Origin of the sequence: Micromonospora sp. GCM10011542 (genome assembly GCF_042650685.1) — a bacterium.
Classification (GTDB): Bacteria; Actinomycetota; Actinomycetes; order Mycobacteriales; family Micromonosporaceae; genus Micromonospora.
Genome location: NZ_JBHSBO010000058.1, coordinates 247213 through 271923 on the forward strand (window position 1 = coordinate 247213; position 24711 = coordinate 271923).

The following is a 24711-nucleotide window of genomic DNA, read 5'->3' on the forward strand; positions in this document are numbered from 1 at the left end:
GGCCCCTTGTTATCGCTTTATGGATAACAAGGGGCCCTTCCTCACATCGGGTCAGTGGCGGGAGCGGCACGGCGGGCGGGCACCGGCGGACGTCACCAGTCACCACCCCCGAAGTCGCCGCCACCGCCGAAGTCGCCGCCACCGAAGCCACCGCCACCGAAGTCGCCGCCCGCGTAGTCGCCGCCGCCGAAGCCGCCGGCCTGGTCCGCGCCGCCGACGTCGCCGCCGCCCTGGTCACCGCCGAAGTCACCGCCCTGGTCACCGGCGTCCGCGCCCTGGTCGTCGGCGTAGCCGGCCCCGTCACCGAAGCCCTCCTGGTAGCCCGCGTCGTAGCCGTAGCCGGGGTCGCCGAAGGCGGGCGAGAAGAGCGCGTCGGCGATCAGCACCCCACCGAGGACGCCGGCGCCCGCGCCCAGCGCGGTCTTCCACCAGGGCGTCGAGTACCAGCCGGCCGGCACCGGCCGGCCCTGGTACCGCCCACCGGGGTAGTAGTAGGGCGTGTCCCGGCCGGGCTGCGGGCCGGCCCGGAAGGTCTGCCCCTGCACGTCGACCTGGCGCTCCTTGGTGAGCTGCCCGACGCCACGCGCGGCGGCCAACGGCGGCAGCTCCGGGCCGGGGTCGATGCCCATCGCGGTACGCGCCGCCCTGATGTAGGCGAGCCCCTCGAGCGCGGTCTCCCGGGCCAGCCCGAACTGGTGCGCCGTACGCGCCTGCTCCAGCTGCGAACCCGCCGCGTTGTAGCGCTCACCGGCGTCGGCCAGCGCCTGACGCACCGCCGGCTGGTCGCCCTGCAGGTTCATGAGCTGACCGCCGAGCCGCTCGTACCACCGCTGCGCCTCCGCGCGGGCGTCACCGAGTTCGCTGCCGCGACGGGCGGAGGCCTGGGCGCGGGCGACGGCCGCCGCGACCAGCGCGCCGACGATCACGATGCCGAGGCACAGCAGAAGTTCCATGTCTTCGAACGTACCCGCGAGTGTCACGTCGTATCCGTCTGGCAAGCTCCGGTGATGGACGTCTCGACGCTGCTCCTGGTGATCGTCTGCCTCGGCGCCGGCGGGGCGGTGGGCTGGCTCGCGGCGCGGTCCCGCTCGGCGGCCGAGATCGCCCGGCTGGACGCCACACTGGCCGCCACCCTGAAGGGCGAGGGGCGGCTGGAGCAGTCCATGCGGGCGCTGAGCTACGAGGCGACCGCCCAGTCCCAGGAGGCCGTCGCCCGGGCGGTCGCCCCGCTGCACGACACACTGCGCCGCTACGAGCAGCGGGTGGCCGAGCTGGAGCACCACCGTGTCGACGCGTACGCCGAGCTGCGCGAGCAGGTCCGCTCGATGAGCGCGGTCTCCGGTGAGCTGCGCACCGAGACCAAGCAGCTGGTGGCGGCGCTGCGCGCGCCGCAGGTACGGGGTCGCTGGGGCGAGCACCAACTACGCCGGATCGTCGAGGCCGCCGGCATGCTGGAGCACTGCGACTTCGCCGAGCAGGTCACCTCCTCCACCGACCACCAGGTCGTCCGACCGGATCTGGTGGTCCGGCTGCACGGCGGCCGGTCGGTGGTGGTGGACGCCAAGGCGCCGTTCGACGCGTACCTGACCGCGATGGAGGCCCGCGACGAGCGCGGCCGGGACACCCACCTCGACGCGCACGCCCGGCACCTGCGCGGGCACGTCGACGCGCTGGCGGCCAAGTCGTACTGGGCCGCGTTCGACAGCACGCCCGACTTCGTGGTGCTCTTCGTCCCCGCCGACCCGTTCCTCGACGTGGCCCTGCAACGCGACCCGACGCTGCTGGAGCACGCCTTCGCCCGCAACGTGGTGCTGGCCACGCCGGCCACCCTGGTCGCCCTGCTCCGCACCGTGGCCTACACGTGGCGGCAGGAGGCACTGGCCCGCAACGCGATGGCGGTGCACTCGCTGGCCCGCGAGCTCTACGGCCGGCTCTCGACCCTCGGCGACCACGTGGGCAAGCTCGGGTCGTCGCTGGCCGGGGCGGTGACCGCGTACAACCGGGCGGTCGGTTCGCTGGAGGCGCGGGTGCTGGTCAGCGCCCGCAAGCTCGCCGAGCTTGGCGTCTCGGACCAGGACATCCCCACTCCGGCCCAGGTCGAGCTGACGCCGCGCCAGCCGCAGGCTCCGGAGCTGCTGGACGACGCCGCGCCCGCCGAGCGCGAACGCTGACGGGCGCGGCCGGCGGCGGGCTCAGTCCCGCCGGGCGGTCTCCACGACGAACGGGGTGCCCTGCTGGCAGGTGGTCAGCAGGGCCGGTTCGACGCGGCCGGTGACGGTCACCCGGGCCCCGGCGGTCAGCACGTCGCGGGGACCACCGATCAGCAAATAGCCGTTGAGCAGCAGACAGTTGGGCTCCACGCCGGCGCCGATGGTGCCGCTGAGCCTGGTGGTGTCGGCCGGCGGCGGGAGGGTGGGGCCGCCGGGTTTCGGCAGCGAACCCAAGCTGGTCGGCGTCACGGCTCCGCCCGGCGTCGACGGCGCGCTGGGAGACGCGGACGGGGTGGGCGGCGCGGACGGCGTCGGTTGGCCGGTCACGGGTGACGATCCGCTCGGGGTGGGGGTGTCGTCGTCGGTCCCGCCGCAGGCGGTCAGCGCCATGCCGAGCATCAGGGCGGGGACGACGAGCCGAAGGGTCCTCATGCTCGATCCGACGCACCGGGACGGCGGGGCGTTCCCGCCGAACCCGGCGCGGTGGTGCTCAACCGCGGGCCGCCGCCGCCTTCATGTCCCGCTTGAGCTCCTGCGGCAGCGAGAAGGTGAGCCGCTCGTTGGCGGTGAGGATCTCCTCGACGTCGCCGAAGCCACGCGCGGCGAGGTGCGTCAGCACGTCCCGGACCAGTTCCTCCGGCACGCTCGCGCCCGAGGTCACCCCGACGGTGCGGGCGTCGGCCAGCCAGGCGTCGTCGATCTCGTGGGCGAAGTCGACCAGGTACCCGGCGCGGGCGCCGGCGTCCACCGCCACCTCGACCAGCCGGACCGAGTTGGACGAGTTGCGCGACCCGACGACGATCACCACGTCGCAGTCCGGGGCGATCTCCTTGACCACGTGCTGGCGGTTGGAGGTGGCGTAGCAGATGTCGTCGCTGGGCGGGGACTGGAGCAGCGGCAGCCGCTGCTTGAGCCGGGCCACCGTCTCCAGCGTCTCGTCGACCGACAGGGTGGTCTGGGAGAGCCAGACGACCTTCTCCGGGTCGCGGACGGTGACCTTGTCGACGCCGTCCGGGCCGTCCACCAGCTGGATGTGCGCGGGAGCCTCACCGGCGGTGCCGATGACCTCCTCGTGCCCCTCGTGGCCGATCAGCAGGATGTCGTAGTCCTCGGCGGCGAACCGCTTCGCCTCCTGGTGGACCTTGGTGACCAGCGGGCAGGTCGCGTCGATCGCCCGCAGCGACCGCTGCCGGGCCTGCTCGTAGACCTCGGGGGCCACGCCGTGCGCGGAGAAGATGACGGTGGCGCCCTCCGGCACCTCCTCGTTCTCCTCCACGAAGATCGCACCCTGGGACTCCAGGGTCTGCACCACGTGCTTGTTGTGCACGATCTGCTTGCGCACGTAGATCGGGGCGCCGTAGAGCTTGAGCGCCTCCTCGACGGTCTGCACCGCCCGGTCGACACCCGCGCAGTAGCCGCGGGGCTTGGCCAGGAGCACGCGCTTGCCGGGCCGGGAAGTCGCTTCAGCCTGAGTCACCCGCCCATCGTACGTGTCCGGTTTCCGCCCGGCAGCGGCTGCGACCCGCGCCACAGCTCGGCGCCTCCGCCCTCGATCATGAAGTTGCCGCCGGAACACGCCGACAGGCCCTGCGACAACCTCATGGTCAACTCGGGCCGCGTCGGGGGCGGGCCGTAGGGTGGGCGGGTGACCGAGGGGGCGCGGAGCAGCGCGGAGGAGCCCTGGCCGGTGCGGGTGGTCAGCCAGAAGGTGGGCGCCTGGATCGCCAAGCTGGGCTGGGTGTGGGTGGACGGGCAGGTGGCGCAGATCAGCCGGCGCCCCGGCGCCAGCACGGTGTTCCTCACCCTGCGCGACCCGTCGGCCGACCTCAGCCTGACCGTCACCACCAACCGCGACGTGCTCGACGCCGGCGCGCCGGAACTGCGCGAGGGCGCCCGGGTGGTGCTGCACGCCAAGCCGGAGTTCTACGCCGCCCGGGGCACGCTGAGCCTGCGCGCCGACGAGATCCGCCAGGTGGGGCTGGGTGAGCTGCTGGCCCGGCTGGAGAAGCTCAAGAAGCTGCTCGCCGCCGAGGGGCTGTTCGACCGGTCCCGCAAGCGCCGGCTGCCGTTCCTGCCCGGCCGGGTGGGCCTGATCACCGGCCGGGCCTCGGCCGCCGAGCGGGACGTCCTGACCAACGCCCGGCGGCGCTGGCCGGCGGTGGAGTTCCGGACGGTCAACGTGGCAGTGCAGGGCCCGTCCGCGGTGCCGCAGATCATCGACGCGCTCAAGGTGCTGGACGCCGACCCGAGCATCGACGTGATCATCATCGCCCGGGGCGGAGGCGGCATCGAGGACCTGCTCCCCTTCTCCGACGAGGCGCTGTGCCGGGCGGTGTTCAGCTGCCGTACCCCGGTGGTCAGCGCGATCGGCCACGAGACGGACGCGCCGCTGATCGACTACGTCGCCGACGTCCGCGCCTCCACCCCGACCGACGCGGCCAAGCGGGTGGTACCGGACCTCACCGAGGAGGTACGCCTCATCGGCCAGGCCCGACACCGGCTGCACCGCGCGGTACGCAACCTGGTCGACCGGGAGTCGCACCGGCTGGACGGGCTGCGCTCCCGGCCGGTGCTGGCCCGGCCCCAGGTGATGGTGGAGCAGCGCGCCACCGAGCTGACCGCGCTGCGGCAGCGGGCCGGGCGCTGCCTGGACCACCGGCTGGCCGGCGCCGACGACGAGCTGCGGCACACCCTGGCCCGGCTGCGCGCTCTCTCCCCGGCGGCCACCCTCGACCGGGGGTACGCGATCGTCCAGCGCGCGGACGGGCACGTGGTGCGCGCGGCGGCGGAGGTAGGCAAGGGCGACCCGCTGCGGGTCCGGCTGGCCGACGGCGAGCTGGCCGCCACGGTGGACGGGTGAGGCGGGTCGCGGTGGCCCGGGGCGGGGTGTGCTGAGATGGGACGCGATGACTGACGAGACGAAGGCCGGGCCGGACGAGCGGCTCAGCTACGAGCAGGCCCGCGCCGAGCTGGCGTCGGTGGTCGAGCGGCTGGAGGCCGGCGGCACGTCGCTGGAGGAGTCGCTGGCGCTCTGGGAGCGCGGTGAGGCGCTGGCGGTGATCTGCCAGCGCTGGCTGGACGGCGCCCGGGCGCGCATCGACGCCGCCCGGCAGGAGTCCTGACGCTGGCGGGGCGACCGGAGCCGCCCCGCCACGCGCCGACGGTCAGTTGAACAGGCTGTACAGCTCGGCGGGCGCCTCGACGACCTGGTCCGCCGGCGGCTTCTGCGCCGGGGTGGCGGTGCCGTAGTCGGAGTACGTCATCCGGACCTCCTGCGCGGCGGTCTGACCGGCCGCCGGGATCTGCAGCACCAGCTCGCTGAGCCGGCCCTGCGCGTCCAGCTTGGCGGTGAACGGGACCGTCTTGGCCTGCGCCCCCAGCGCGGTGATCGTGGCGGCGTTCAGCGAGCCCGCCTCGGCCGCCTTCGACACGTCGACGGTGCCGGCGTACGCCCCCGCACCGGTCTGCCGGACCTCGGTGATGCCCTGGGTGAGCACCGCGCTGCCGGCCGGGTCGACCTTGTCGAAGTCGAAGCCGAGGCTGCGGTTGCCCTTGATCCGGGACTGGTCCAGGTGCTGGTACTTGCCGAGGTTGAGCTGCTTGATGACGGGCAGGCTGTTGGCGGTCGGGCCGCTCAGCTCCAGCTTGACCCAGCTGTCCGGCTTGGCGTGGATCACGTCGAGCTTCATCGCCAGGTCGGACGAGGGTCCGCCGATGGCGATCTTCATGGCCGCGCTCTGGCTGGGCTCGTGGACCTGCCCCTCGGCGGTCGAACCGGCGCCGGCCAGCGTGAAGCGGAAGTTGCCGTTGCTGATCTCCTTGGTGGAGTCGAGCAGCGCCTGCTTGGCGTCGCCCGTCGCGGGCGTGGCACCGGACGGCGTGGCCGCGCCGGAGGCGCTCACCGTCGGGGACGCGGTCGACCCGGCGGTGCCGGTCGCGCCGTCGCCGCAGGCGGCCAGGCCGGGCGTGAAAAGAGCGGCGGCCACCAGGCCGGCGCTGAGTCGTCGAACAGTCATGTGTGTCTCCCAAGGGGGTCACCCGACGACCTGGTCGGCGTCGGAAACTCCGGCGACGCAGCACGACCTCGGCTACGCCGCACGATCCGGGCCGAGCAGCCTCGCCCGGATCGCATCCCCCTAGTTCCCTGCCGGCCCGTCACACAATCACCGATCTGTCCGATTGCCCGTCCGTGGACACGAAAGTGGGGCGGCACCGGGCCGCCCCACTGCGCCGTGCCGACCTACTTGAACATCTCGTACGTCTCGGCGGACGCCTCGACCACCTGGTTCGCCGGCGGCTTCTGCGCCGCGCCGGCGGTGCCGTAGTTCGCGTAGCCGATCGTGATGTCGTGCGCCTTGGTCTCGCCGGCCGCCGGGATGGAGACGACCAACTGGGCGAGCCGGCCCTGCGCGTCCAGCTTGGCGGTGAACGGCAGCGCCTTCGCCTGGGCGCCCAGCGCCTTCACCACGTCCTCGTCGAGGGCGGCGGACTCGGTGGCGGCGGTGATGTCGATCTTGCCGGTGAACGTGCCGTCACCGGCCTTCTGCACATCGGTCACGCCCTTGATCAGCGCGTCGCTGTCCATCGGGTCGAGCGACTCCGGGTCGAGCTGAAGGGCGTCGACATCCTTGATCTTGGTCTTGTCGAGGTGCTGGTACTTGCCCTTGTTCTTCGCGGCGCCGGGGATCGCGGAGGCCAGGGCGCCACCGAGCTCCATCTTCACCCAGCTGTCCGAGTCGATGTAGATCAGATCCATCTCGATCGACACGTCCTCGGACGGGTCGCCGAACTTCGCGGCGAACTGGGCGCTGTTGCTGGGCTTGTGCACGAGGCCCTTGCCGCTCGTGCCGTCACCCGACATGGTGAAGGTGAAGTCGCCCTTGGCGATGTCCTTGGTGGAGGCCAGCAGGGCCTCCTTCGGGTCGGCCGGGACGGACGGGCTGGCGGCGGCGGCCGGCTCGTCGGCGCCCGACTTGCAGGCGGCCAGGCCGGGAACGAGCAGGGCGGCGGCGAGGAAGCCGAGGCTCCACCGTCGAATGTTCACGAAGATCCCACTCCAGACAAGATGAATGTGGCCCGATCGTGCAGAGTCGACCGGACCGAGTCGGGGCAGCGTAGCGGATCGGTCCGACGAGCGAGGGCCGCCACGACCCGGCCCGGTCAGCGCAGCGCGGTCGCGAGCTGGCGCAGCTCGTTGTCGCGGGCGTCTCCCATGACGATCACCGTGCGGGCCGGCTCCAGCAGCACCAACGCCTGCTGCCGGCCCTGGGTGCTGTACCGCTGCCAGGTCCGCCCGCCCAGGTCGGTCTGCCCCTCCGGCCGCCCCTGGTCGGTCAGCTCCGTCGGGAGCAGCCGCTCCGCCGGCACGTTGCTCTGCACCAGTTGCACGCCCCGCCCCTCGGGGGTCAGGTAGCCGATCCGCAGGTTGGCCCCACCCTCGACCAGCTGATAGGTGGCGCTCACCGTCCGCCAATCCGAGCCGAGCCCTTCCGGCTGGCTTACCGGGAAGACGTTCGCCGCCCGGGCCTGTTCGATGGCGGGCGCCGGGTCGACCGTGCGGGCCTGGTCGCCGCCGAGGAAGCCGCGGTAGAACGCCAGCAGCAGCGCGATCGGGATCAGCAGCACCAGCAGGGAGATCGCCATGTCCTTGGGCGACCGCTCCGACTTCGCCGCCTCCTGTCGGGGCGGCGGCGCGGGCAGCTCGCCCGTCTCGGTGGCACCGTCGAGCACGACGCCGGCCGGGGCGTCCGCCGACGGCGCGGTGGCCGGGCCGGACGTGGCGCGGGCCGGCTCGTTCCCGGGCGCGGCGGTGGCCGGGTCCGGTTCGACCAGTGCCGGTTCGCCGGCGTACGGAGTCGTCGGCTCGGCCGGGGTCGCGGCGGGGCCGACCGGGGGTTGGCCGCCCGACGGCGTGCGGTCGGTGGGTACGCGGTCGGCAGGCTGTGCGGGTTCCACCCCGCTATCTTCGCAGCCGCTCGACCGGCGGTATCCGGCCCATCACCGCCCCGGACCGAGGCCGGGTAGGCGATCGTGTGAGGATCAGCGACAAAGCCGGCAGCGGGGAGCATCCTGCCGCCGGTCCACCCCGCACCGTCGCGAGGAGGAGCCGTCATGACGACCACCAGGACACGGATCCCACAGGATCTCGACCGCAACCTTGCCCTCGACCTGGTCCGGGTCACCGAGGCCGCGGCGATGGCCGCCGGCCGCTGGGTCGGCCGGGGCGACAAGGAGGGCGGCGACGGGGCCGCCGTCGACGCCATGCGCAAGCTGATCAACTCGATCCAGATGCGCGGCATCGTGGTGATCGGCGAGGGCGAGAAGGACAACGCCCCGATGCTTTTCAACGGCGAGGAGGTCGGCGACGGCACCGGGCCCGAGGTGGACGTGGCCGTGGACCCGGTGGACGGCACCACGCTGATGAGCAAGGGCATGCCGAACGCGCTCGCCGTGCTGGCGGTCTCCGAGCGCGGCGCGATGTTCGACCCGAGCGCCGTCTTCTACATGGAGAAGCTCGCCGTCGGCCCGCAGTACGCCGACGTGATCGACATCGACGCCGGTCCGGCGGAGAACATCCGGCGGATCGCGCGCGTCAAGGGCACCGACGTCGCCGAGGTGACGGTCTGCGTGCTGGACCGGTCCCGACACGAAGACCTGGTCAAGCAGATCCGGCGTACCGGCGCCGGCATCCGGTTCATCTCCGACGGCGACATCGCCGGCTCGATCGCCGCGGCCCGGGGTGAATCCGACGTCGACGTCCTGATGGGCATCGGCGGCACGCCGGAGGGGATCATCTCCGCGTGCGCGCTCAAGTGCATGGGCGGAGCGATGCAGGCCAAACTCTGGCCGCGCGACGACGACGAGCGGGAGAAGGCGCTCGCCGCCGGGCACGACCTGGACCGGGTGCTGAGCACCGACGACCTGGTCACCGGCGACAACTGCTTCTTCGTGGCGACCGGTGTCACCTCCGGCGACCTGCTGCGGGGGGTGCGCTACCGGGCCGGCGGCGCGTACACCCAGTCGATCGTGATGCGGTCCAAGAGCGGCACCATCCGGGTGATCGACTCGTACCACCGGTTGGAGAAGCTGGCGCTCTACTCGGCGATCGACTTCGACGGTCGTCCACTGGCCGAGCAGGAGTGAGCGCCGCCGCGACGGCGACACCGCCGCTCCTGTCGCCCGCCCGCCGGATCGCCGGCGTCGCGCTGGCGTCGGGCTCAGGGGTCGCGGTCGCGGTCCAGTCCCGGATCAACGGCGAGCTCGGGGTACGCCTGGCCGACGGCTTCGCCGCCGCGGTGATCTCGTTCGGCGTGGGTCTGCTGGTGCTGCTGGTGCTGGTGCCCGCCACCCCCGGCGGCAGGCGCGGCCTGGCCGCGCTACGGGCGGCCCTCGCCGCCGGGGAGTTGCGCCCGTGGCAGTGCCTGGGCGGGGTGTGCGGGGCGTTCCTGGTGGCGACCCAGGGACTGACCATCGGCACGCTGGGCGTGGCGGTGTTCACCGTCGCGGTGGTCGCCGGGCAGACCGGCAGCGGCCTGGCGGTGGACCGGGCGGGGATCGGGCCGACCGGGCGGCAGCCGGTCAACCCGCAGCGGCTGGCCGGCGCGGTGCTCACCGTGCTGGCGGTCGGCCTGGCCGTCGGTGACCGGCTGGGCGACCCGGGCGCGCTGGCGCTGGCCCTGCTGCCGCTGCTGGCCGGCGTCGGCATCGCCTGGCAGCAGGCGGTCAACGGCCGGGTCCGGGCGGCCGCCGGCAGCGCGCTGACCGCCACGCTGGTCAACTTCAGCGTGGGTACGGTCGCCCTGCTCATCGCGTTCGCGGTGGACACCGCGGTACGCGGCTGGCCGAACGGTCACCTGCCGAGCGAACCGTGGCTCTACCTGGGCGGCCCGATCGGCATCGTGTTCATCGCGATCGCCGCGGCGATCGTGCGCTTCACCGGGGTGCTGCTGCTCGGCCTGGCCACCATCGCCGGCCAGATCGTCGGGGCGGTCCTGCTGGACCTGGTGCTGCCCACCGCGGCGTCACACCCGGGGCCGGCCACCCTGCTCGGTGCGGCGCTGACCATGGTGGCGGTGCTGATCGCCGCGCTCGCCCCGCCGTCGCGCCGCTGAGCCCGGTGCGGGTCTCGGCCGCCTCCCGCTACCTTCCGAGCCGGGACGGGAAGGGCGGGCCGACCGGCACTGGCGGGTACGGCGGGTCGGGCAGGTGGCCCGACCGACCCCGGCCCGGGGGGACCAGCCCACCGGCCCGGACGGCCAGCAGCAGGCCCGGCACGGTGGCCACCAGGGCCAATGCCAGCGCCACCCGACTGTGCTGCGGCACGCCGTACATCCAGCCGATCAGTGGCACCCCGGTCAGGAGCGCGGTGAGCAGGAAGCCACCCAGTGCCCACCAGAGCCAGCGGGCCGGCGCGCCCGCGTACCGGGCGCGAATGAGCAGCAGCAGCGGCGGCAGCGCGCCCAGCGGCAGGACGACGAAGAGCACCGTCGGCGCGAGGATGAAGTCGTCGTCGCGGTGCCAGAGCAGCGCCAGCAGGAGCGCGGCCAGTAACGTCGGCAGGCTCCCCGCGAACCCCTCCCAACGCGAGTTACCGGCACGGCGGATGGCGACGTGACCAGCGACCACGGCAACCAGGAAGCCCAGCGTCAGCGCGAACACCACGGCGAGCAGCAGGTCCGCCTCGTGTGCGGCGGCCCCGCCGCCGCCCAGCGGGGGCGGATCCTCCCACTGGGTGTGCAGACCGCCGCGCTCGACGAGGAAGCCGTCGCGCCGCCACTCACCGTGCGGCAGTCGGCGCAGGAAACCATCGCGCCCGTTGGCCACCAGCACCTCGTGACCGCCGTTGGCGCTGGGATAGACGATCAGGTCGCGGGAGGCGAAGTGCCGACGGATGTCACCCGGGTTCGCAGATCGGCGGGCAAGCTCCTCGCGCCGCGCGTCCGACACCTCCCAGGCCACCCGCCAGCTCGCACCGGCATCGTCGCTCTGCTCCACCCGCAGGTGACCGGCGCTCACCCGGTAGCACCGCCGCGGCTGCGCCGGCACGCACGCCCGCTCCCGGGCGAGGCGCGGATCGGACAGCCGCGCCCGCTCGGCTAAGGTGGCGGGCCGCCAGGTGGTCGCGCCGTCCTCGCTGACCGCCCAGTCGCCGTCCGCCGGCACGGCCGGCCAGTTCGAACTGTCATAACCGGAGCCGACCGCGATCGCCGGGTGGCCGTCGAGCACGGTGGTGCCCACGGCGTAGGGGTAGTGGACCGCGCTGGTGGCGGCCACCGCCACGAGCGCCGGAGGCAGCACCACCAGCAGCCGGACCAGCCGGGCCATCCGATAGCGCACCGGCCGCTCCCGGGCGCGCGTCCAGCTCCACCCGGCGAGGATGAGCGCCGGCAGGGCGAGCAGGTCGGTCCGGTCGGCCCGGACCAGCGACGGCCCGGCCAGCACGCTCCAGGCCGAGGAGGCGAGCTCGGCGGCGTACCCGCTGGACTTGACGACCGCGAACCCGGCGCCCACCGAGAGCAGCCCGGCCACGACGGCGGTCCGGGCCGGCAGCCGCGGCGCCGCCAGGGTGAGCAGCACCGCGAGCAGCGGCGGCGCGACCAGCAGGCCGGCGACGTCGCTCAGCTTGCCGGTCACCGGGCCGGGCCAGGCCGCCTTCAGCGCGTGGTCGTTCAGCAGCAGCACGACCAGGGCGACCAGCGTGGCCGGGTGACAGAGCCAGGCCAGCGCCGCGGGCGCTCCATCACGGGGACCCTCGGGAGCGCTCATGCCGACACGGTCCCGACGGGGTGTCTCGGTTCGGCCACGGACCGGCAGGGATCCGGTACCGGTGGATCAGCCGGCGTCGGAGGAGTGGCCCGGGAAGAGGTGGGCGGCCGGGTCGATGGCGACCGCCGCGTTGTTGACGGCGGTGGCGGCCTCACCGAAGCCGGTGGCGATGAGCCGGACCTTGCCCGGATACTCGGTGATGTCCCCGGCGGCGAAGATCCGGGGCAGGTTGGTCGCCATCGCGCTGTCCACCACGATGTGCCGCCGATCCAGCCGCAGCCCCCACTCGGCCAATGAACCGAGGTCGGCGGTGAAACCCAGCGCGGCCACCACGGTGTCCACCGGCAGCGTCTCCGTCGCGCCGCCGCGGACGGTGACGTCGGCACCGGTCACCGCGCCGTCGCCGTGCAGCCGGGTCACCTCGGCGTTGACCACCACCCGGACCGGCAGCGCCAGCACCCGGGCGACCGTCGACGCGTGGGCGCGGAACTTCTCCCGCCGATGGACCAGCGTCACCGATCGGGCCAGCGGTTGCAGCGTCAGCGCCCAGTCGAACGCGGAGTCACCGCCGCCGACGATCAGCACGTCCCGGTCGGCCAGCTCGGCCGGCGCGGGTACGAAGTAGACGATCCCCGCATCGGGAGCGCCGTCGGCGGAGGGCAGCGGGCGGGGGGTGAAGCTGCCCAGCCCGCCCGTGACGATCACCGCCCCGCAGCTCACCTGCTCGCCGCCGGCCAGGCCGAGCACCGGCCGGTCGTGGGCGTACGAGAGCTTCTCGGCCCGGGTGCCGAGCAGGTACTCGGGACCGAACGGCGCGGCCTGGGCGACCAGGTTGGCCACGAGGTCGCGACCCTTGACGGCGGGGAAACCGGCCACGTCCAGGATCAGCTTCTCCGGGTACATGGCGGTGACCTGACCGCCCGGCTCCGGCAGCGCGTCGATCACCGCCACCGACAGCCCACGGAACCCGGCGTAGTAGGCGGCGAAGAGGCCGGCCGGACCGGCCCCGATCACGGCCACATCGACCTCGCGCATGGCGTACCGTCGCTTTCCGCTCGCGGATCAACGCGTGCTGATCTCCGACGGTAGGCGGGCCGCAGCGGCCGGGCAAGCATGTCCCAGCAACGCCCCCCGTGCCGGTACGCGGCCGGTCAGGGCAGGGTGAGGGTGGACTCGGAGTGGTATGGGCCGCCCACGTCCGGCCGGCGGCGCCGGAACAGGATCGCGGCCACCACCCCGCCGAGCAGTCCGAACAGGTGCCCCTGCCAGGAGATCCGCTCGTCGGTGGGGAGGATGCCGACCAGCTGCCAGCCGTAGAGCAGGCCGACCAGCAGGAAGACGGCGAAGTTCCACCAGCTGCGCTCGACGATGCCCCGGGTGAGCAGGATCCCCAGGTAGCCGAAGATCACCCCGCTCGCGCCGACCACCACCGAGCTGGGCGAGCCGGTGAACCAGACCCCCAGCCCACTGACCAGGATGATGACCAGCGTCGACCAGAGGAACCGGCGGGCACCGGCGGCGAGCACGAAGGTGCCCAGCAGGATCAGCGGGATGCTGTTGCTGTAGAGGTGGTCGAAGCCGTGGTGCAGGAACGGCGAGAAGAAGACCCCGTCCAGCCCGTCGATGCGGTGCGGAATGATGCCGGCGGTGGCGTCCAGCGCGAAGCCGAGACCCTGGTCGGCGGCCTCGATGACAAAGAGGAACGGCACCACCGCGCACATCGCGACGAAGGCGCGGCCGAGCGCGGCGTAGAACGCCTCGGTGCCGAACCGGTGGGGGTCGCCGCTTCCGGGGTGCAGGGTCACCCTCCAACTGCTATCAGCAAACCGAGCCGACCGCCACTCGCGTCCCGGCCGGTCGGGGCCGGACGCGCGACGGCGGGACGGGTGGTTCGCCCACCCGCCCCGCCGGTCGCCGTCGCGTTGCTCAGTACCAGCCGCTGCTCTGCGAGTGCGCCCACGCGTCGCAGGGCGACCCGTACCGGCCCTCGATGTAGCCCAGACCCCACTTGATCTGGGTGGCCGGGTTGGTCTCCCAGTCGTCCGCGACACTGCCCATCTTGCTGCCCGGCAGAGCCTGCGGGATGCCGTAGGCACCGGACGAGGAGTTGCGGGCCTTGTAGTTCCAGCCGCTCTCCTTGGTCCAGAGCTTGTCGAGGCAGGGGAACTCCTCGATGCCGAAGCCCGCCTTGATCATGAGGGCGCAGCCGATCTCGCGGCTACCGCTGAACTCGGCGCAGGACGACGGGATGGGGCCGTCGTACGGCTTGGGCTTCGCCGCCGCCGCCCGGGCCGCTTCCCGGGCCGCCGCCTCGCGATCGCGCTTGCGGGACGCCGCCGCGGCCTCGGCCTTGCGGGCCCGCTCGGCGGCCTCCTTGGCGGCCTGCGCGGCACGGAGCTTGGCCTGGTACTCGGCGGCCCGCTGCTCAGCGAGCTGCACCTGGTGGCTGGCCTGCCGCTCGCGCTGGTAGGCGAAATCGGCCTGGTCGACCTCCAGGCTCACCTGCGCGGTCAGGCCCTGCTGCTGGGTTTCGCGGTCTTCGCCCAGATAGAAGCCGCCGGCAACGCCCACGGAGAGCAGTGCGACAGCAGCCGTGCGGGCGCCCAACCGGCTCCACAGCCGACTCACGAAGTGGTCCCTTCGTCGGGGGCAAGGACACGACACGGTGCCAGCCCCGGGGGGCCGCAGCCGTGCCGTGAGCGCCCCGACCTCTGCCGGTCGCAGCCGACGCACCGGGCCCGGTCGATGTGTCCGTATCGGGACGAACGATCACCAACGATCCCTGCGGTGCGTGGGCGCTCGTGGGACACCATCGCGCACAGTGAGGCTGATGGGAAACCAAGAGCCATTTTTGTGACCTGGGCCACAAAGAGAATGGGGACAAAGCCCTACATAAACACCATCAGATCGGGATGTCCTCCAACAGATCCGTCACCATGGCGGCGATCGGGGACCGCTCCGAACGGCTGAGCGTGACGTGAGCGAAGAGCGGATGACCCTTGAGCGCCTCGATCACCGCGGTAACCCCGTCGTGCCGGCCGACCCGCAGATTGTCGCGCTGGGCCACGTCGTGGGTGAGCACCACCCGCGAACCCTGCCCGATCCGGGACAGTACGGTCAGCAGCACGCCCCGCTCCAGCGACTGCGCCTCGTCCACGATCACGAAGGCGTCGTGCAGGCTGCGCCCGCGAATGTGGGTCAGCGGCAGCACCTCGAGGATGCCCCGCGACGTGACCTCCTCCAGCACGTTCTCGTGCACCACCGCGCCCAGGGTGTCGAAGACCGCCTGCGCCCAGGGCGACATCTTCTCCGACTCGGACCCGGGCAGGTAGCCCAGCTCCTGGCCACCGACGGCGTACAGCGGGCGGAACACGATCACCTTCTTGTGCCGGCGCCGCTCCATCACCGCCTCCAGGCCGGCGCAGAGCGCCAGCGCGGACTTGCCGGTGCCGGCCCGGCCACCCAGCGAGACGATTCCGATCGACTCGTCCAGCAGCAGGTCGAGGGCGATCCGCTGCTCCGCCGAGCGGCCGTGCAGCCCGAACGCCTCCCGATCGCCGCGGACCAGCCGGACCGACTTGTCCGGAAGCACCCGACCCAGCGCCGAACCACGGGCGGAGTGCAGCACCAGACCGGTGTGACAGGGCAGCCCGGCGGCCTCGTCGACGTCGAGCGCCTCACCCGCGTACAGCTGACCGATCTGCTCCTCCCCCAGCTCCAGCTCGGACATGCCGGTCCAGGTCGGGTCGCTGGCCTGCCCGTGCCGGTACTCGTCGGCGCGCAGGCCCACCGAGGCGGCCTTGACCCGCAGCGGCATGTCCTTGCTGACCAGGGTTACCTCCCGCCCCTCGGCGGCCAGGTTGAGCGCCACGGAGAGGATGCGGGCGTCGTTGCTCTCGGTGCGGAAGCCGGGCGGCAGCACCCCGTCGTCGGTGTGGTTGAGCTCCACCCGCAGAGTGCCGCCGGCGTCGTTGGCCGGCACCGGCCGGTCCAGTCGGCCGTGCCTGATCCGCAGCTCGTCGAGCATTCGCAGCGACTGCCGGGCGAACCAGCCCAGCTCCGGATGGTGCCGCTTGCCCTCCAGCTCGGTGATCACCACCAGCGGGAGCACCACCTCGTGCTCCGCGAACCGGTGGAACGCCGCCGGATCGGAGAGCAGCACCGAGGTGTCCAGGACGAAGGCCTGGCCGGCTGGTCGGGGCTCCTTGCCGTCGGCCGGCCCGGCCGCCGCCGTACGGCGGCTCCGGGTGGCTCGGCGGGTCGTGGCAGTCGCGGCCGGGGTCTGGTCGGCACCGGCGGTGGTACGGCGAGTCGTCACAGGCCTGCTCCGACGGATGGGCACCCGGCCACCCGCGTTCCGCCTCGTCCGGTGCCCGGGGACACGGGGTCGGATGCGGGCCCCGTGCGCGAGGTCGCAGGTCCGGGCGGGCCGGTTGGCTCGGGGGAACCCCGTGCCATGCCTAGACGCTAGCGGCGTGGAGACCCTTCCGGCTAGAGGCTGATCGTGGATCTTCGGAGACCGGGGCGCGGCGGAGCCGGCCGGGATGCATGCCCCCTGCGCGCATCCCGGCCGGTGGGGCCGCCGTCACCGGTCTGACGCGACCCCGACGGTGCGTGTCCGCCGCGGACGACGCACCGTGCTCGCGGACCGGTCGGCGGGAAGCCCACGGGCCACCCGCCGGCCGGTCTCATCCGGTCCGCCGGACCAGCGTGCCGGTCGGGTGCCGCCCGGTGACCGGGGCGGCCGGCGTGCTGAACGACGAGCCGGTGTACGTGGTGCCGGGGCGCGCGACGGTGCCCGCGGAGCGGACCGCCCCGGAGGGCGAGACCGAGAGCGCGGAGGCGATCGCCGCCTGGGCGTCGCGTCGCCGCCGGTTCCAGGCGCCCCGGTCACCGTCGAAGTAGCCCTGGCGGTAGCCGAAGCGGTAGCCGATCCGGTAGCTGAGCTGGCCGTGCAGGCGTCCGGCCGCATAGCTGCTCGCGCCGAGCACGAGGACGAGGAAGACCGCGAGGAACGGGCTCATCGGGCGGCTCCGGGCAGTCGCGGGTGCCGGGTCATCGGTCCTCCGGCTCGACGACGGGGTCGGCGACCAGCAGTAGGTCCAGGTCGTCGGTGCTGACCTCCTCGACCAGCTCGACGGTGATCCGGCAGCCGTCCACCATGACCTCGGCCACCGAGGAGCGCCGGATCTCGCCGCCGGCGTCGTACACCCGGACGCTCAGCTCCGGGCAGCCGAGGTGGGTACGCCAGGCGTTCCACTCGGCGCGGTCGCCGACGCTCAGCGAGAGATAGCGGCAGCCCCGGGCCAGGTAGAGACGCCACGGGGCGCTGAGCCCCGCGGCCACCCCCTCGGCGATCAGCCCGAACGCCTGGGCGCGGGTGGCGAGTTCGGTCACCACACCCCCCTCGGATCGGGGGCATGACGCATGTGAGCACCAGTCGTCTCATGCACGTGACACACCGTAGGTTGTCCCATGGGCGTGACAGTATCAGCTTTTCATCCGTTTACTCCCGCACCTACGGGCATCTATTCTGGCCGGGTGACACCCCTCCACAGCGGCACCGGATCGTTTACCGGAAATCCGAAGAACTCGTCACGTAGGCGTGACAAGGGCGTGCCCGGGCACGCGCCGAGCGCGTCGTGGCCGTACCGTCACGGGGTGAACGAGACGGCCAATGCGCGGAAGATCGCCTTCGCCACCTTCGTCCGTCGCGCGCTCGACGAGGCCCGGGCGACCCGGGCCTGGAGCGGCACCGAGGTCTCCCGCCGCACCGGCGTCTCCCGGCAGACCATCAACCGCTGGGTCCGGGGCGACTGGGCCAGCGACCCGGAGGCCGAGCGGGTGGTGGCCTTCTGCGAGGGCCTCGGGCTGAACCCGGCGGCCGCGTTCGCCGCCCTCGGCTGGGACCGCGCCACCGCTGGTCCCCGCGCCGACCAGCCGGCCCCGCCGATGGATCCGGACGTGGAGGCGCTGCTGCGCCGCCTGGTCGACCCGAACGTGTCGGACGCGGAGAAGTTCCACATCCGCGAAACCATCCGCTACCTCGCTTATCGCCCAACCCTCCCGGTCGATGATCGAAATCGCGGTAAGCAAGCGGGCTAGTTCCTCAGATGGCGAAAGAACGCCTGGTCAGCTTCATTCGTTTCGCTCCGGGGTCGGAACGCGCACGCTAGCGTCCCTATTCGTACTGCTTGGGCTCGTCATCGGCGGGGGGACGGGACAAGGCCGAACCCAGCCCTGCGGGACAGAAGGAGGGGTCTGTCCATGACCCTGAAGTGGTTGGCAGTCGTGGTCGCCACGGTGTCGCTGACACTGTGGGCGACCGGAAACGCGGTGACCCTCGCGGTCGACGGCGGGCAGCTACCGCTGCTCGTCAATCTGCTCGTGCTCACCGCCGCCGGCACCGCGGTCGTCGTGGCCGTCGTGGCCGAGCTGCACGAGCGGCTCAACAACCGGCTCAGCGCGCTCACCGAGTTCCTGGTTGCCCGGCTCAACGAGATCGAGACGCACACCGGCGACCGCAACACCGGGTTCGTGGAGGGCTACCTGCTCAGCCACGGCCAGGAGGCAGCGGTGGTGCCGTTCGGGCGCCGCGGACGGGGAGCCGCCGAACGCTGACCGGGCCTCGCCGAGCGGTAGGTCTCGGCCACGAATGAGCCGCCATCACCGGGGTACGCTGACGCGCGTGCCGCCGTTGAATCTGGGCAACCATCAGCCGAGGACTCCGTTGGACGCCGACCAGGCCTGGCGGACCACCGCCCGACGGGCGGCCGGGACCGTGCTCTTCTTCGATTTCGACGGCACGCTCGCGCCGGTCGACGACGATCCCACCGCCGTGCAGCCGGCCCCCAAGGTGCTGGCCGCGATCGAGGCGCTGGCGCCGGTGGTGCAGCGGGTCGCGATCGTGTCCGCCCGACCGGTGGAGTTCCTCCGGGACCACCTCGGCGGGCTCGCCGGCGTCGATCTCTACGGCCTCTACGGCCTGGAGCACAGCCACTCCGGTGGGGAGACCGTCACCGAGCCGGCCGCGCTGCCCTGGGTGCCGACCATGGCGGAGCTGGCCGACCTGGCCCGGGCCGAGCTGCCGGCGGGCACCCTGGTCGAGTTCAAGCGGCTCTCCGTCGCGCTGCACTGGCGGACCGCGCCACAGCTCGGCCCCGGCGTACAGCAGTGGGGCCAGGCCCAGGCCGACCGGCTCGGGCTGCGGGCGCAGCCGGGGCGGATGGTGCTGGAGCTCAAGCCGCCGGTCGACCGCGACAAGGGCATGGTGATCGGCGAGGTGATCCGGGACGCCACCGGCGCCTGGTACTTCGGTGACGACGTCTCCGACATCAAGGCGTTCGCGGCGCTACGCGCCCGGGCCGACGCCGATCCGGGCTTCTTCGGCGTCTGCGTCGCGGTGGCCAACCCGGAGACCGGCCACGAGGTGGCCAGCGCCGCCGACCTGACCATCGAGTCCCCGGCCGCCCTGGGCGACTTCCTCACCCGCGCGCTGACCCACCTGCCCTGAGCCGGCCGCTCACGCGCCGTAGCGGCGCTGCCGGGTGGCGTACGAACGCAGGGCGCGCAGGAAGTCGATGTGCCGGAAGTCCGGCCAGTTGAGCTCGCAGAAGTAGAACTCCGAGTGCGCGGACTGCCAGAGCATGAAGCCCGACAGACGCTGCTCGCCGCTGGTGCGGATGACCAGGTCCGGGTCGGGCTGCCCGCGGGTGTAGAGGTGCTCCGCGATGTGCTCGACGTCCAGCACCTCGGCCAACTCCTCGATGGTGCCCCCGGAGGCGGCGTGCTCCAGCAGCAGCGAGCGGACCGCGTCGGTGATCTCGCGCCGGCCGCCGTAGCCCACCGCGATGTTGACCTCCGCCCCGCCGCTGCGCTCCCGGGTGCGCTCCTCGGCGCCCTTGAGCGCCGCGGCGGTCTGCGCCGGCAGCAGGTCGAGCGCGCCGACGATGCGCAGCCGCCAGGGGTTGCCCTCCTCGGCCAGCTCCACCACCAGGTCCTCGATGATCTGGAGCAGCGGGTCCAGTTCGGCGGCCGGCCGGCGCAGGTTGTCGGTGGCCAGCAGGTAGAGGGTGACGTGCCCGATGCCCGCCTGGTCGCACCAGCCGAGCACATGCTTGATCTTGGCGGCGCCGACCCGGTGCCCGTCGTTCGGGTCGACGTAGCCCATCTCCTTGGCCCATCTGCGGTTGCCGTCGCACATCACCCCGACGTGCCGGGGCACCGGCTTGCCCGCGAGCTTCGCCGTGAGCCGGCGCTCGTACACGGAGTAGATAAGGTTCCGCAGAGTCATCACCTAGCAGCGTAGCGACCTTCCGGACGGATCACCGCCTCGGAGCCCGTTCCCCCGCCGGGAGTCCGATGCCGATCATGGCCAGGGTGCGGGGAGTGAGACGTCCGTCACCCAGCCCGAGTTCGACGATGTCGTCGAACACCCGGTCGTCCCGGCGGGCCGCCCGTACCGCCGCGTCGACCACACGCCGGTGCCGGGCCAACCAGGCCGCCACCGAGCTGTGCCGCAGGTGGGTGCCGAGGCGGCGGCGCAGCCCGTCGGCGTAGCGCCCGGCGGCGCCCTCCGGTGACCGGGCCGCCGCCGCCCCTGCCAGCGAACCGGAGAGCAGGGCGTAGAAGATGCCCTCCCCGGTGAACGGATTGATCAACGACAGCGCGTCGCCGGCCAGCAGGATCCGGCCCCGACCGGGAGCTGGCCGGTGGGTGGAGAGCGGCAGGTGGTGCGCGCGCAGCGCCGTCACCGTCGCCGGGTCGGTCTGCGGCAGCAGCGCGGCCAGCCGCTCCAGCAGGTACGTCCGGCTCAGCGGCTCGCCCCGCAGCACCTCTCCGTACCCGACGTTCGCCCGGCCGTCACCGATCGGGAACGACCAGGCGTACGCCGGCCAGCGGGCCTCCGAGGTGACGATGACCTGCTCGGGCGGGCCGGGCAGGGCCGGCGCGTACCCCCGGATGGCCAGTGCCAGGTGCCGGTCGGGGTTGACCGGGTGGCCGAGTGCCCGCCGGACCACCGAACCCGCGCCGTCCGCGCCCACCACCACCCGGGCGGCCAGTTCACCGTCGAGCACCACCCGGTCGGCGCGCGACTCCACCCGGCGCACGGTGTGCCGGCGCAACTGCGCGCCGGCTGCCACCGCCGCCGCGACCAGCCGCGCGTCGAACACCTCGCGGGGCACCGTGTACGCCGGCCGGGGCAGCGCCCGGGCCACCGCGCCGCCGCCCGGGGCGACCAGGCGCAGTGCCGGGAGTGGCGCGTAGCCCGCCACCGCGTCGGGCACCCCCAGCTCGGCGAGCACGTCCACCGAGTGCGCGGCGATGCCGTCCCCGCACGCCTTGTCCCGGGGGAAGTCGGAGCGGTCCAGCAGCAGCACCCGGGCGCCCGCCCGGCAGGCCGTCAGTGCGGCGGCCGCCCCGGCCGGGCCGGCTCCCACCACCACCACGTCGAACTCGTCGCTCACGCCCGTCGCCTCCCTCCGGCCGGCGGGCGCGACCGGTCCGCGCCGCGCCCGGCGATCCGCCTGCGCCTCGGACGCCGGCCGCTACGACGGCGTCACCCGTCATCCTGCCCGCTGTGCGCTCACGTCGACCGATACCGCACCGCCGGATCGGGCCGAATGCATCCGGCGAGCGGGCGTGCCGGGCCGACCTCGCGCTGCCCGTCCGGCGGGTGTCGGCGCGGGTCGGGTAGCGGGACGTGTCCGCGGTGCCCGTCGCGGCCCCTGTCGAGCTGCCCCAGAAATGGAGCACGGGCCCGGCACCACCGACCCGGACATGCCAAGACCTGGACCGAATTGCGCGGACCGTCGGCAGGGCCGAGGAGCGTGACGACCAGGGCGGCCCGGTCCATATCTGGGGCAGCTCCACAGGGCCTCAGACAGGCGTCCGGCTGACTCCACAGGGCCTCAGACAAGGCGTCGGGCTGACGCCGCGACGGAGCGGCTCAGGCCGGGGCGGCCGGCTCGTCGGCGCGTTCGGCGCGGGCGGCGCGCCAGAGCCCGTAGAGCGTCAGTGCGGCGGAGGCGAGCAGCGGGCCGCCGTCACGGACCAGCCCGTCCACGCCCAGCAGCCACCAGCACAGCGGCAGGTCCACGGCGAGCACGGCCGCGGTGACCATCACCAGCAGGGTCCGCGCCCAGCGCCGGCCGCGCATCAGGAACGCGGTGCAGAACAGCACCGCGTAGCTGGCCGCGATGCCGGCGCCGAACCAGAACAGCACAGCCGGTACGGCGGCCAGCCGGCCGTCCAGGATGGAACCGCCGGCGACCAGGGCCGGCACCAGCATCAGCGGGCTGTAGGTGAAGGCCGCCACCCGACTGGTGAGCAGCCAGCCGCTCGCCTGCGGCCGGCGCGGCGGGGTCTCCCGCCAGGAGATGCCGGCGGAGTCGATGACCAGGCGGGGCCGGTGCCGGACCAGGTGCCCGGCCAACGCCGGTGAGCGGTAGAGCAGCCAGACCACGGTGCCGCAGAGCGCGGCGAGCACGGCGAAGCCGAGCACCCCGGGCAGCGGCGGGACGCCCTGCCTGGGCACCAGCAGCCGCCCGACGGCGAAGATCGTGGTGACCGCGAGGATCAGACCGAACGGGCGGGCCGCTGACCGGCCCCGCCGCACGTGCCCGATGAGCAGCAGGAAGCCCAACGAGCGCAGCATCGCCCAGCCGGTACGCACCGCCAACCCGAAGCCCTGCTCCGGGGCGTACCAGAAATTGAGCAGCTCGACCGCGACGGTGGCCGCCGCGGTCGTCGCGAGCAAGGTGGTGAGCACCCGGACGGCGGACGGCCGCCGGACCTGGGTCTCGGCGGCCGTCCTCATGGGATCAACCCTTGCCCGCGACGGGCGCTCCGCACACCTACCGCTGGGGCTGCACGGCGTCCAGGCGGGCCCGCAACGCGTCCAGCTCCGCCCAGAGCACGCCGGGCAGCTTGTCGCCGAACTTCTCGAACCATTCGGTGACCAGGGGCAGTTCCTTGCGCCACTCCTCCGGGTCGACCTTCAGCGCGATCCGAACATCCTCGGGGGTCATGTCCAGGCCCTCGACGTCCAGCGCGTCCGGCGCCGGGACCATGCCGACCGGGGTCTCCACCGCGTCGGCGCGCCCCTCGAGCCGCTCGATGACCCACTTGAGCACCCGGGAGTTCTCCCCGAAGCCCGGCCAGAGGAACGAGCCCTCCGGGTCCTTGCGGAACCAGTTGACGTAGTAGATCTTCGGCAGCTTCGCCTCGTCGCCGTCGGCGCCCTTGCCCATCTCGATCCAGTGCCGGAAGTAGTCACCGGCGTGGTAGCCGATGAACGGCAGCATCGCCATCGGGTCGCGCCGAACCACGCCGACGGCGCCGGAGGCGGCGGCGGTGGTCTCGGAGGAGAGCGTCGCACCCATGTAGACACCGTGCACCCAGTCGCGGGCCTCGGTGATCAGCGGGATGGTGTCCTTGCGACGGCCGCCGAAGAGGATGGCGTCGATCGGGACGCCGTCGGGGTTGTAGTAGTCCTCGGCCAGGATCGGGCACTGGGTGATGGGGGTGCAGAACCGGCTGTTCGCGTGCGACGAGAGGCTGTCGCTCTCCGGCGTCCAGTCGTTGCCCTTCCAGTCGATCAGGTGCGCCGGCGGCTCACCCATGCCCTCCCACCAGATGTCGCCGTCGTCGGTGAGCGCCACGTTGGTGAAGATGGAGTTGCCGCGGTCCAGCGTCCGCATCGCGTTGGCGTTGGTCTTCCAGTCGGTGCCCGGCGCCACGCCGAAGAGGCCGTACTCGGGGTTGACCGCGTAGAGCCGGCCGTCCGGGCCGAAGCGCATCCAGGCGATGTCGTCGCCGATGGTCTCGACCTTCCAGCCGGGGATGGTCGGCTCCAGCATGGCGAGGTTGGTCTTGCCGCAGGCGGACGGGAACGCGCCGGCGATGTGGTAGACCCGGCCCTCCGGCGAGGTGATCTTGAGGATCAGCATGTGCTCGGCGAGCCAGCCCTCGTCGCGCCCCATCACGCTGGCGATACGCAGCGAGTAGCACTTCTTGCCGAGCAGCGAGTTGCCGCCGTAGCCGGAGCCGAAGGACCAGATCTCCCGGGTCTCCGGGAAGTGCGAGATGTACTTCGTGTCGTTGCAGGGCCAGGAGACGTCCTGCTGACCGGGGGCGAGCGGGGCGCCGATCGAGTGCAGGGCGTGCACGAAGTCGGCGTCGTCGCCCATCGCCTCCAGGACCTTGGCGCCCATCCGGGTCATGATCCGCATCGAGGCGACGACGTACGCGCTGTCGGTGATCTCGACACCGAACATCGGGCTCTCGGCCTCGACCGGTCCCATGACGAACGGGATGACGTACATCGTCCGACCGCGCATCGAGCCGCGGTAGAGCTCCGTCATGGTCCGCTTCATCTCGGCCGGCGCCATCCAGTTGTTGGTGGGGCCGGCGTCCGCCTCGTCGACGGAGCAAATGTAGGTGCGTTCCTCGACGCGGGCGACGTCCGTCGGGTCCGTCCGCGCGTAGAACGAGTTGGGCTTCTTCTCCGGGTTGAGCCGGATCAGCGTGCCGGCCTCGACCAGCTCGTCGGTGAGGCGGCGCCACTCCTCGTCAGACCCGTCCACCCAGACGACCCGGTCGGGTGTGGTCAGTTCCGCGACCTCACGGACCCAGGCGAGCAGTTTGGGGTGGGACGTCGGGGCCTGATCTATACCCCGAACAACAGCCGGAGCAACCATGACACATCTCCTTGTGGTCGACGCTGACCGATCTA

General features: G+C 72.9%; 25 protein-coding genes. 8 read left to right on the forward strand and 17 right to left on the reverse strand.

Annotation, left to right across the window (positions count from 1 at the left end):
• Positions 1-92: 92 nt before the first annotated feature.
• Positions 93-953 carry a hypothetical protein gene (locus ACFOW4_RS21870; protein WP_377530602.1) on the reverse strand — a complete coding sequence of 287 codons (861 nt, stop codon included), beginning with the start codon at positions 951-953 and terminating at the stop codon, positions 93-95.
• A 54-nt stretch (positions 954-1007) separates the two neighbouring features.
• Between ACFOW4_RS21870 and ACFOW4_RS21875 the strand changes: the two genes are divergently transcribed.
• On the forward strand, positions 1008-2171 hold the full coding sequence (locus tag ACFOW4_RS21875) for a DNA recombination protein RmuC (RefSeq protein WP_377530604.1): 1164 nt from the start codon (positions 1008-1010) through the stop codon (positions 2169-2171).
• Between the two features lie 21 nt (positions 2172-2192).
• Here the strand turns inward: ACFOW4_RS21875 and ACFOW4_RS21880 are convergent, their stop codons facing one another.
• Together ACFOW4_RS21880 and ACFOW4_RS21885 are read right to left on the reverse strand one after the other, a co-directional pair.
• The gene (locus ACFOW4_RS21880; RefSeq protein WP_377530606.1) at positions 2193-2642 is read right to left on the reverse strand and encodes a hypothetical protein; all 450 of its coding nucleotides are present in this window, start codon (positions 2640-2642) and stop codon (positions 2193-2195) included.
• Between the two features lie 58 nt (positions 2643-2700).
• Entirely contained in the window at positions 2701-3687 is a 987-nt protein-coding gene (locus ACFOW4_RS21885) for a 4-hydroxy-3-methylbut-2-enyl diphosphate reductase (protein ID WP_377530607.1), read from the reverse strand.
• Between the two features lie 168 nt (positions 3688-3855).
• Here ACFOW4_RS21885 and xseA point away from each other — a divergent pair, with 168 nt between their 5' ends.
• Positions 3856-5070, forward strand: coding sequence for an exodeoxyribonuclease VII large subunit (xseA, locus tag ACFOW4_RS21890; protein ID WP_377530609.1), 1215 nt, complete (start codon positions 3856-3858; stop codon positions 5068-5070).
• Positions 5071-5116: 46 nt separating this feature from the next.
• Entirely contained in the window at positions 5117-5332 is a 216-nt protein-coding gene (locus tag ACFOW4_RS21895) for an exodeoxyribonuclease VII small subunit (protein ID WP_377530611.1), read from the forward strand.
• A 42-nt stretch (positions 5333-5374) separates the two neighbouring features.
• Here the strand turns inward: ACFOW4_RS21895 and ACFOW4_RS21900 are convergent, their stop codons facing one another.
• The 3 genes from ACFOW4_RS21900 to ACFOW4_RS21910 all read right to left on the reverse strand — a co-directional run bounded on the left by ACFOW4_RS21900 (position 5375) and on the right by ACFOW4_RS21910 (position 8165).
• On the reverse strand, positions 5375-6226 hold the full coding sequence (locus tag ACFOW4_RS21900) for a hypothetical protein (RefSeq protein WP_377530614.1): 852 nt from the start codon (positions 6224-6226) through the stop codon (positions 5375-5377).
• Between the two features lie 224 nt (positions 6227-6450).
• Complete coding sequence (locus tag ACFOW4_RS21905) at positions 6451-7254, reverse strand: hypothetical protein (protein ID WP_377530616.1); 804 nt, start codon at positions 7252-7254, stop codon at positions 6451-6453.
• A gap of 116 nt (positions 7255-7370) precedes the next feature.
• Positions 7371-8165, reverse strand: a complete 795-nt coding sequence (locus ACFOW4_RS21910; RefSeq protein WP_377530617.1) for a DUF4245 family protein — start codon at positions 8163-8165, stop codon at positions 7371-7373.
• 156 nt (positions 8166-8321) lie between these two features.
• On the opposite strand from ACFOW4_RS21910, the gene glpX reads away from it, so the two are divergent.
• Both glpX and ACFOW4_RS21920 read left to right on the forward strand, forming a co-directional pair.
• Positions 8322-9353, forward strand: a complete 1032-nt coding sequence (glpX, locus tag ACFOW4_RS21915; protein ID WP_377530619.1) for a class II fructose-bisphosphatase — start codon at positions 8322-8324, stop codon at positions 9351-9353.
• A complete protein-coding gene (locus ACFOW4_RS21920) occupies positions 9350-10321 on the forward strand; it encodes a DMT family transporter (protein ID WP_377530621.1) in 972 nt (323 codons plus the stop codon). The genes glpX and ACFOW4_RS21920 overlap by 4 nt, the downstream gene beginning before the upstream one ends.
• A gap of 28 nt (positions 10322-10349) precedes the next feature.
• Here ACFOW4_RS21920 and ACFOW4_RS21925 read toward each other — a convergent pair whose 3' ends face one another.
• The 7 genes from ACFOW4_RS21925 to ACFOW4_RS21955 all read right to left on the reverse strand — a co-directional run bounded on the left by ACFOW4_RS21925 (position 10350) and on the right by ACFOW4_RS21955 (position 17372).
• A complete protein-coding gene (locus ACFOW4_RS21925; RefSeq protein WP_377530622.1) occupies positions 10350-11975 on the reverse strand; it encodes a hypothetical protein in 1626 nt (541 codons plus the stop codon).
• A 66-nt stretch (positions 11976-12041) separates the two neighbouring features.
• A complete protein-coding gene (locus ACFOW4_RS21930; RefSeq protein ID WP_377530624.1) occupies positions 12042-13010 on the reverse strand; it encodes an NAD(P)/FAD-dependent oxidoreductase in 969 nt (322 codons plus the stop codon).
• A 116-nt stretch (positions 13011-13126) separates the two neighbouring features.
• Positions 13127-13780 carry a rhomboid family intramembrane serine protease gene (locus ACFOW4_RS21935; protein WP_377530626.1) on the reverse strand — a complete coding sequence of 218 codons (654 nt, stop codon included), beginning with the start codon at positions 13778-13780 and terminating at the stop codon, positions 13127-13129.
• Positions 13781-13901: 121 nt separating this feature from the next.
• Positions 13902-14603 (reverse strand): lytic transglycosylase domain-containing protein, encoded by a 702-nt coding sequence (locus tag ACFOW4_RS21940; RefSeq protein WP_377530628.1) that lies wholly within the window; start codon positions 14601-14603, stop codon positions 13902-13904.
• A gap of 274 nt (positions 14604-14877) precedes the next feature.
• Complete coding sequence (locus ACFOW4_RS21945) at positions 14878-16293, reverse strand: PhoH family protein (RefSeq protein ID WP_377530629.1); 1416 nt, start codon at positions 16291-16293, stop codon at positions 14878-14880.
• Between the two features lie 370 nt (positions 16294-16663).
• Entirely contained in the window at positions 16664-16999 is a 336-nt protein-coding gene (locus ACFOW4_RS21950; protein WP_377530631.1) for a hypothetical protein, read from the reverse strand.
• 31 nt (positions 17000-17030) lie between these two features.
• Positions 17031-17372 carry a hypothetical protein gene (locus ACFOW4_RS21955; protein ID WP_377530633.1) on the reverse strand — a complete coding sequence of 114 codons (342 nt, stop codon included), beginning with the start codon at positions 17370-17372 and terminating at the stop codon, positions 17031-17033.
• A gap of 264 nt (positions 17373-17636) precedes the next feature.
• Between ACFOW4_RS21955 and ACFOW4_RS21960 the strand changes: the two genes are divergently transcribed.
• The 3 genes from ACFOW4_RS21960 (at position 17637) to otsB (ending at position 19488) form a co-directional block, all read left to right on the forward strand.
• On the forward strand, positions 17637-18080 hold the full coding sequence (locus tag ACFOW4_RS21960; protein ID WP_377530636.1) for an XRE family transcriptional regulator: 444 nt from the start codon (positions 17637-17639) through the stop codon (positions 18078-18080).
• Between the two features lie 162 nt (positions 18081-18242).
• Positions 18243-18596 (forward strand): hypothetical protein, encoded by a 354-nt coding sequence (locus ACFOW4_RS21965; protein WP_377530638.1) that lies wholly within the window; start codon positions 18243-18245, stop codon positions 18594-18596.
• A gap of 67 nt (positions 18597-18663) precedes the next feature.
• Positions 18664-19488, forward strand: a complete 825-nt coding sequence (otsB, locus tag ACFOW4_RS21970; protein WP_377530641.1) for a trehalose-phosphatase — start codon at positions 18664-18666, stop codon at positions 19486-19488.
• A gap of 9 nt (positions 19489-19497) precedes the next feature.
• Here the strand turns inward: otsB and ACFOW4_RS21975 are convergent, their stop codons facing one another.
• The 4 genes from ACFOW4_RS21975 to ACFOW4_RS21990 all read right to left on the reverse strand — a co-directional run bounded on the left by ACFOW4_RS21975 (position 19498) and on the right by ACFOW4_RS21990 (position 24676).
• Positions 19498-20268, reverse strand: a complete 771-nt coding sequence (locus ACFOW4_RS21975) for an isoprenyl transferase (protein ID WP_377530643.1) — start codon at positions 20266-20268, stop codon at positions 19498-19500.
• A gap of 31 nt (positions 20269-20299) precedes the next feature.
• Positions 20300-21442, reverse strand: coding sequence for an NAD(P)/FAD-dependent oxidoreductase (locus ACFOW4_RS21980; protein ID WP_377530646.1), 1143 nt, complete (start codon positions 21440-21442; stop codon positions 20300-20302).
• Between the two features lie 482 nt (positions 21443-21924).
• Complete coding sequence (locus ACFOW4_RS21985) at positions 21925-22794, reverse strand: hypothetical protein (RefSeq protein WP_377530648.1); 870 nt, start codon at positions 22792-22794, stop codon at positions 21925-21927.
• Between the two features lie 37 nt (positions 22795-22831).
• On the reverse strand, positions 22832-24676 hold the full coding sequence (locus ACFOW4_RS21990; protein WP_377530650.1) for a phosphoenolpyruvate carboxykinase (GTP): 1845 nt from the start codon (positions 24674-24676) through the stop codon (positions 22832-22834).
• Between the last annotated feature and the right edge of the window lie 35 nt (positions 24677-24711).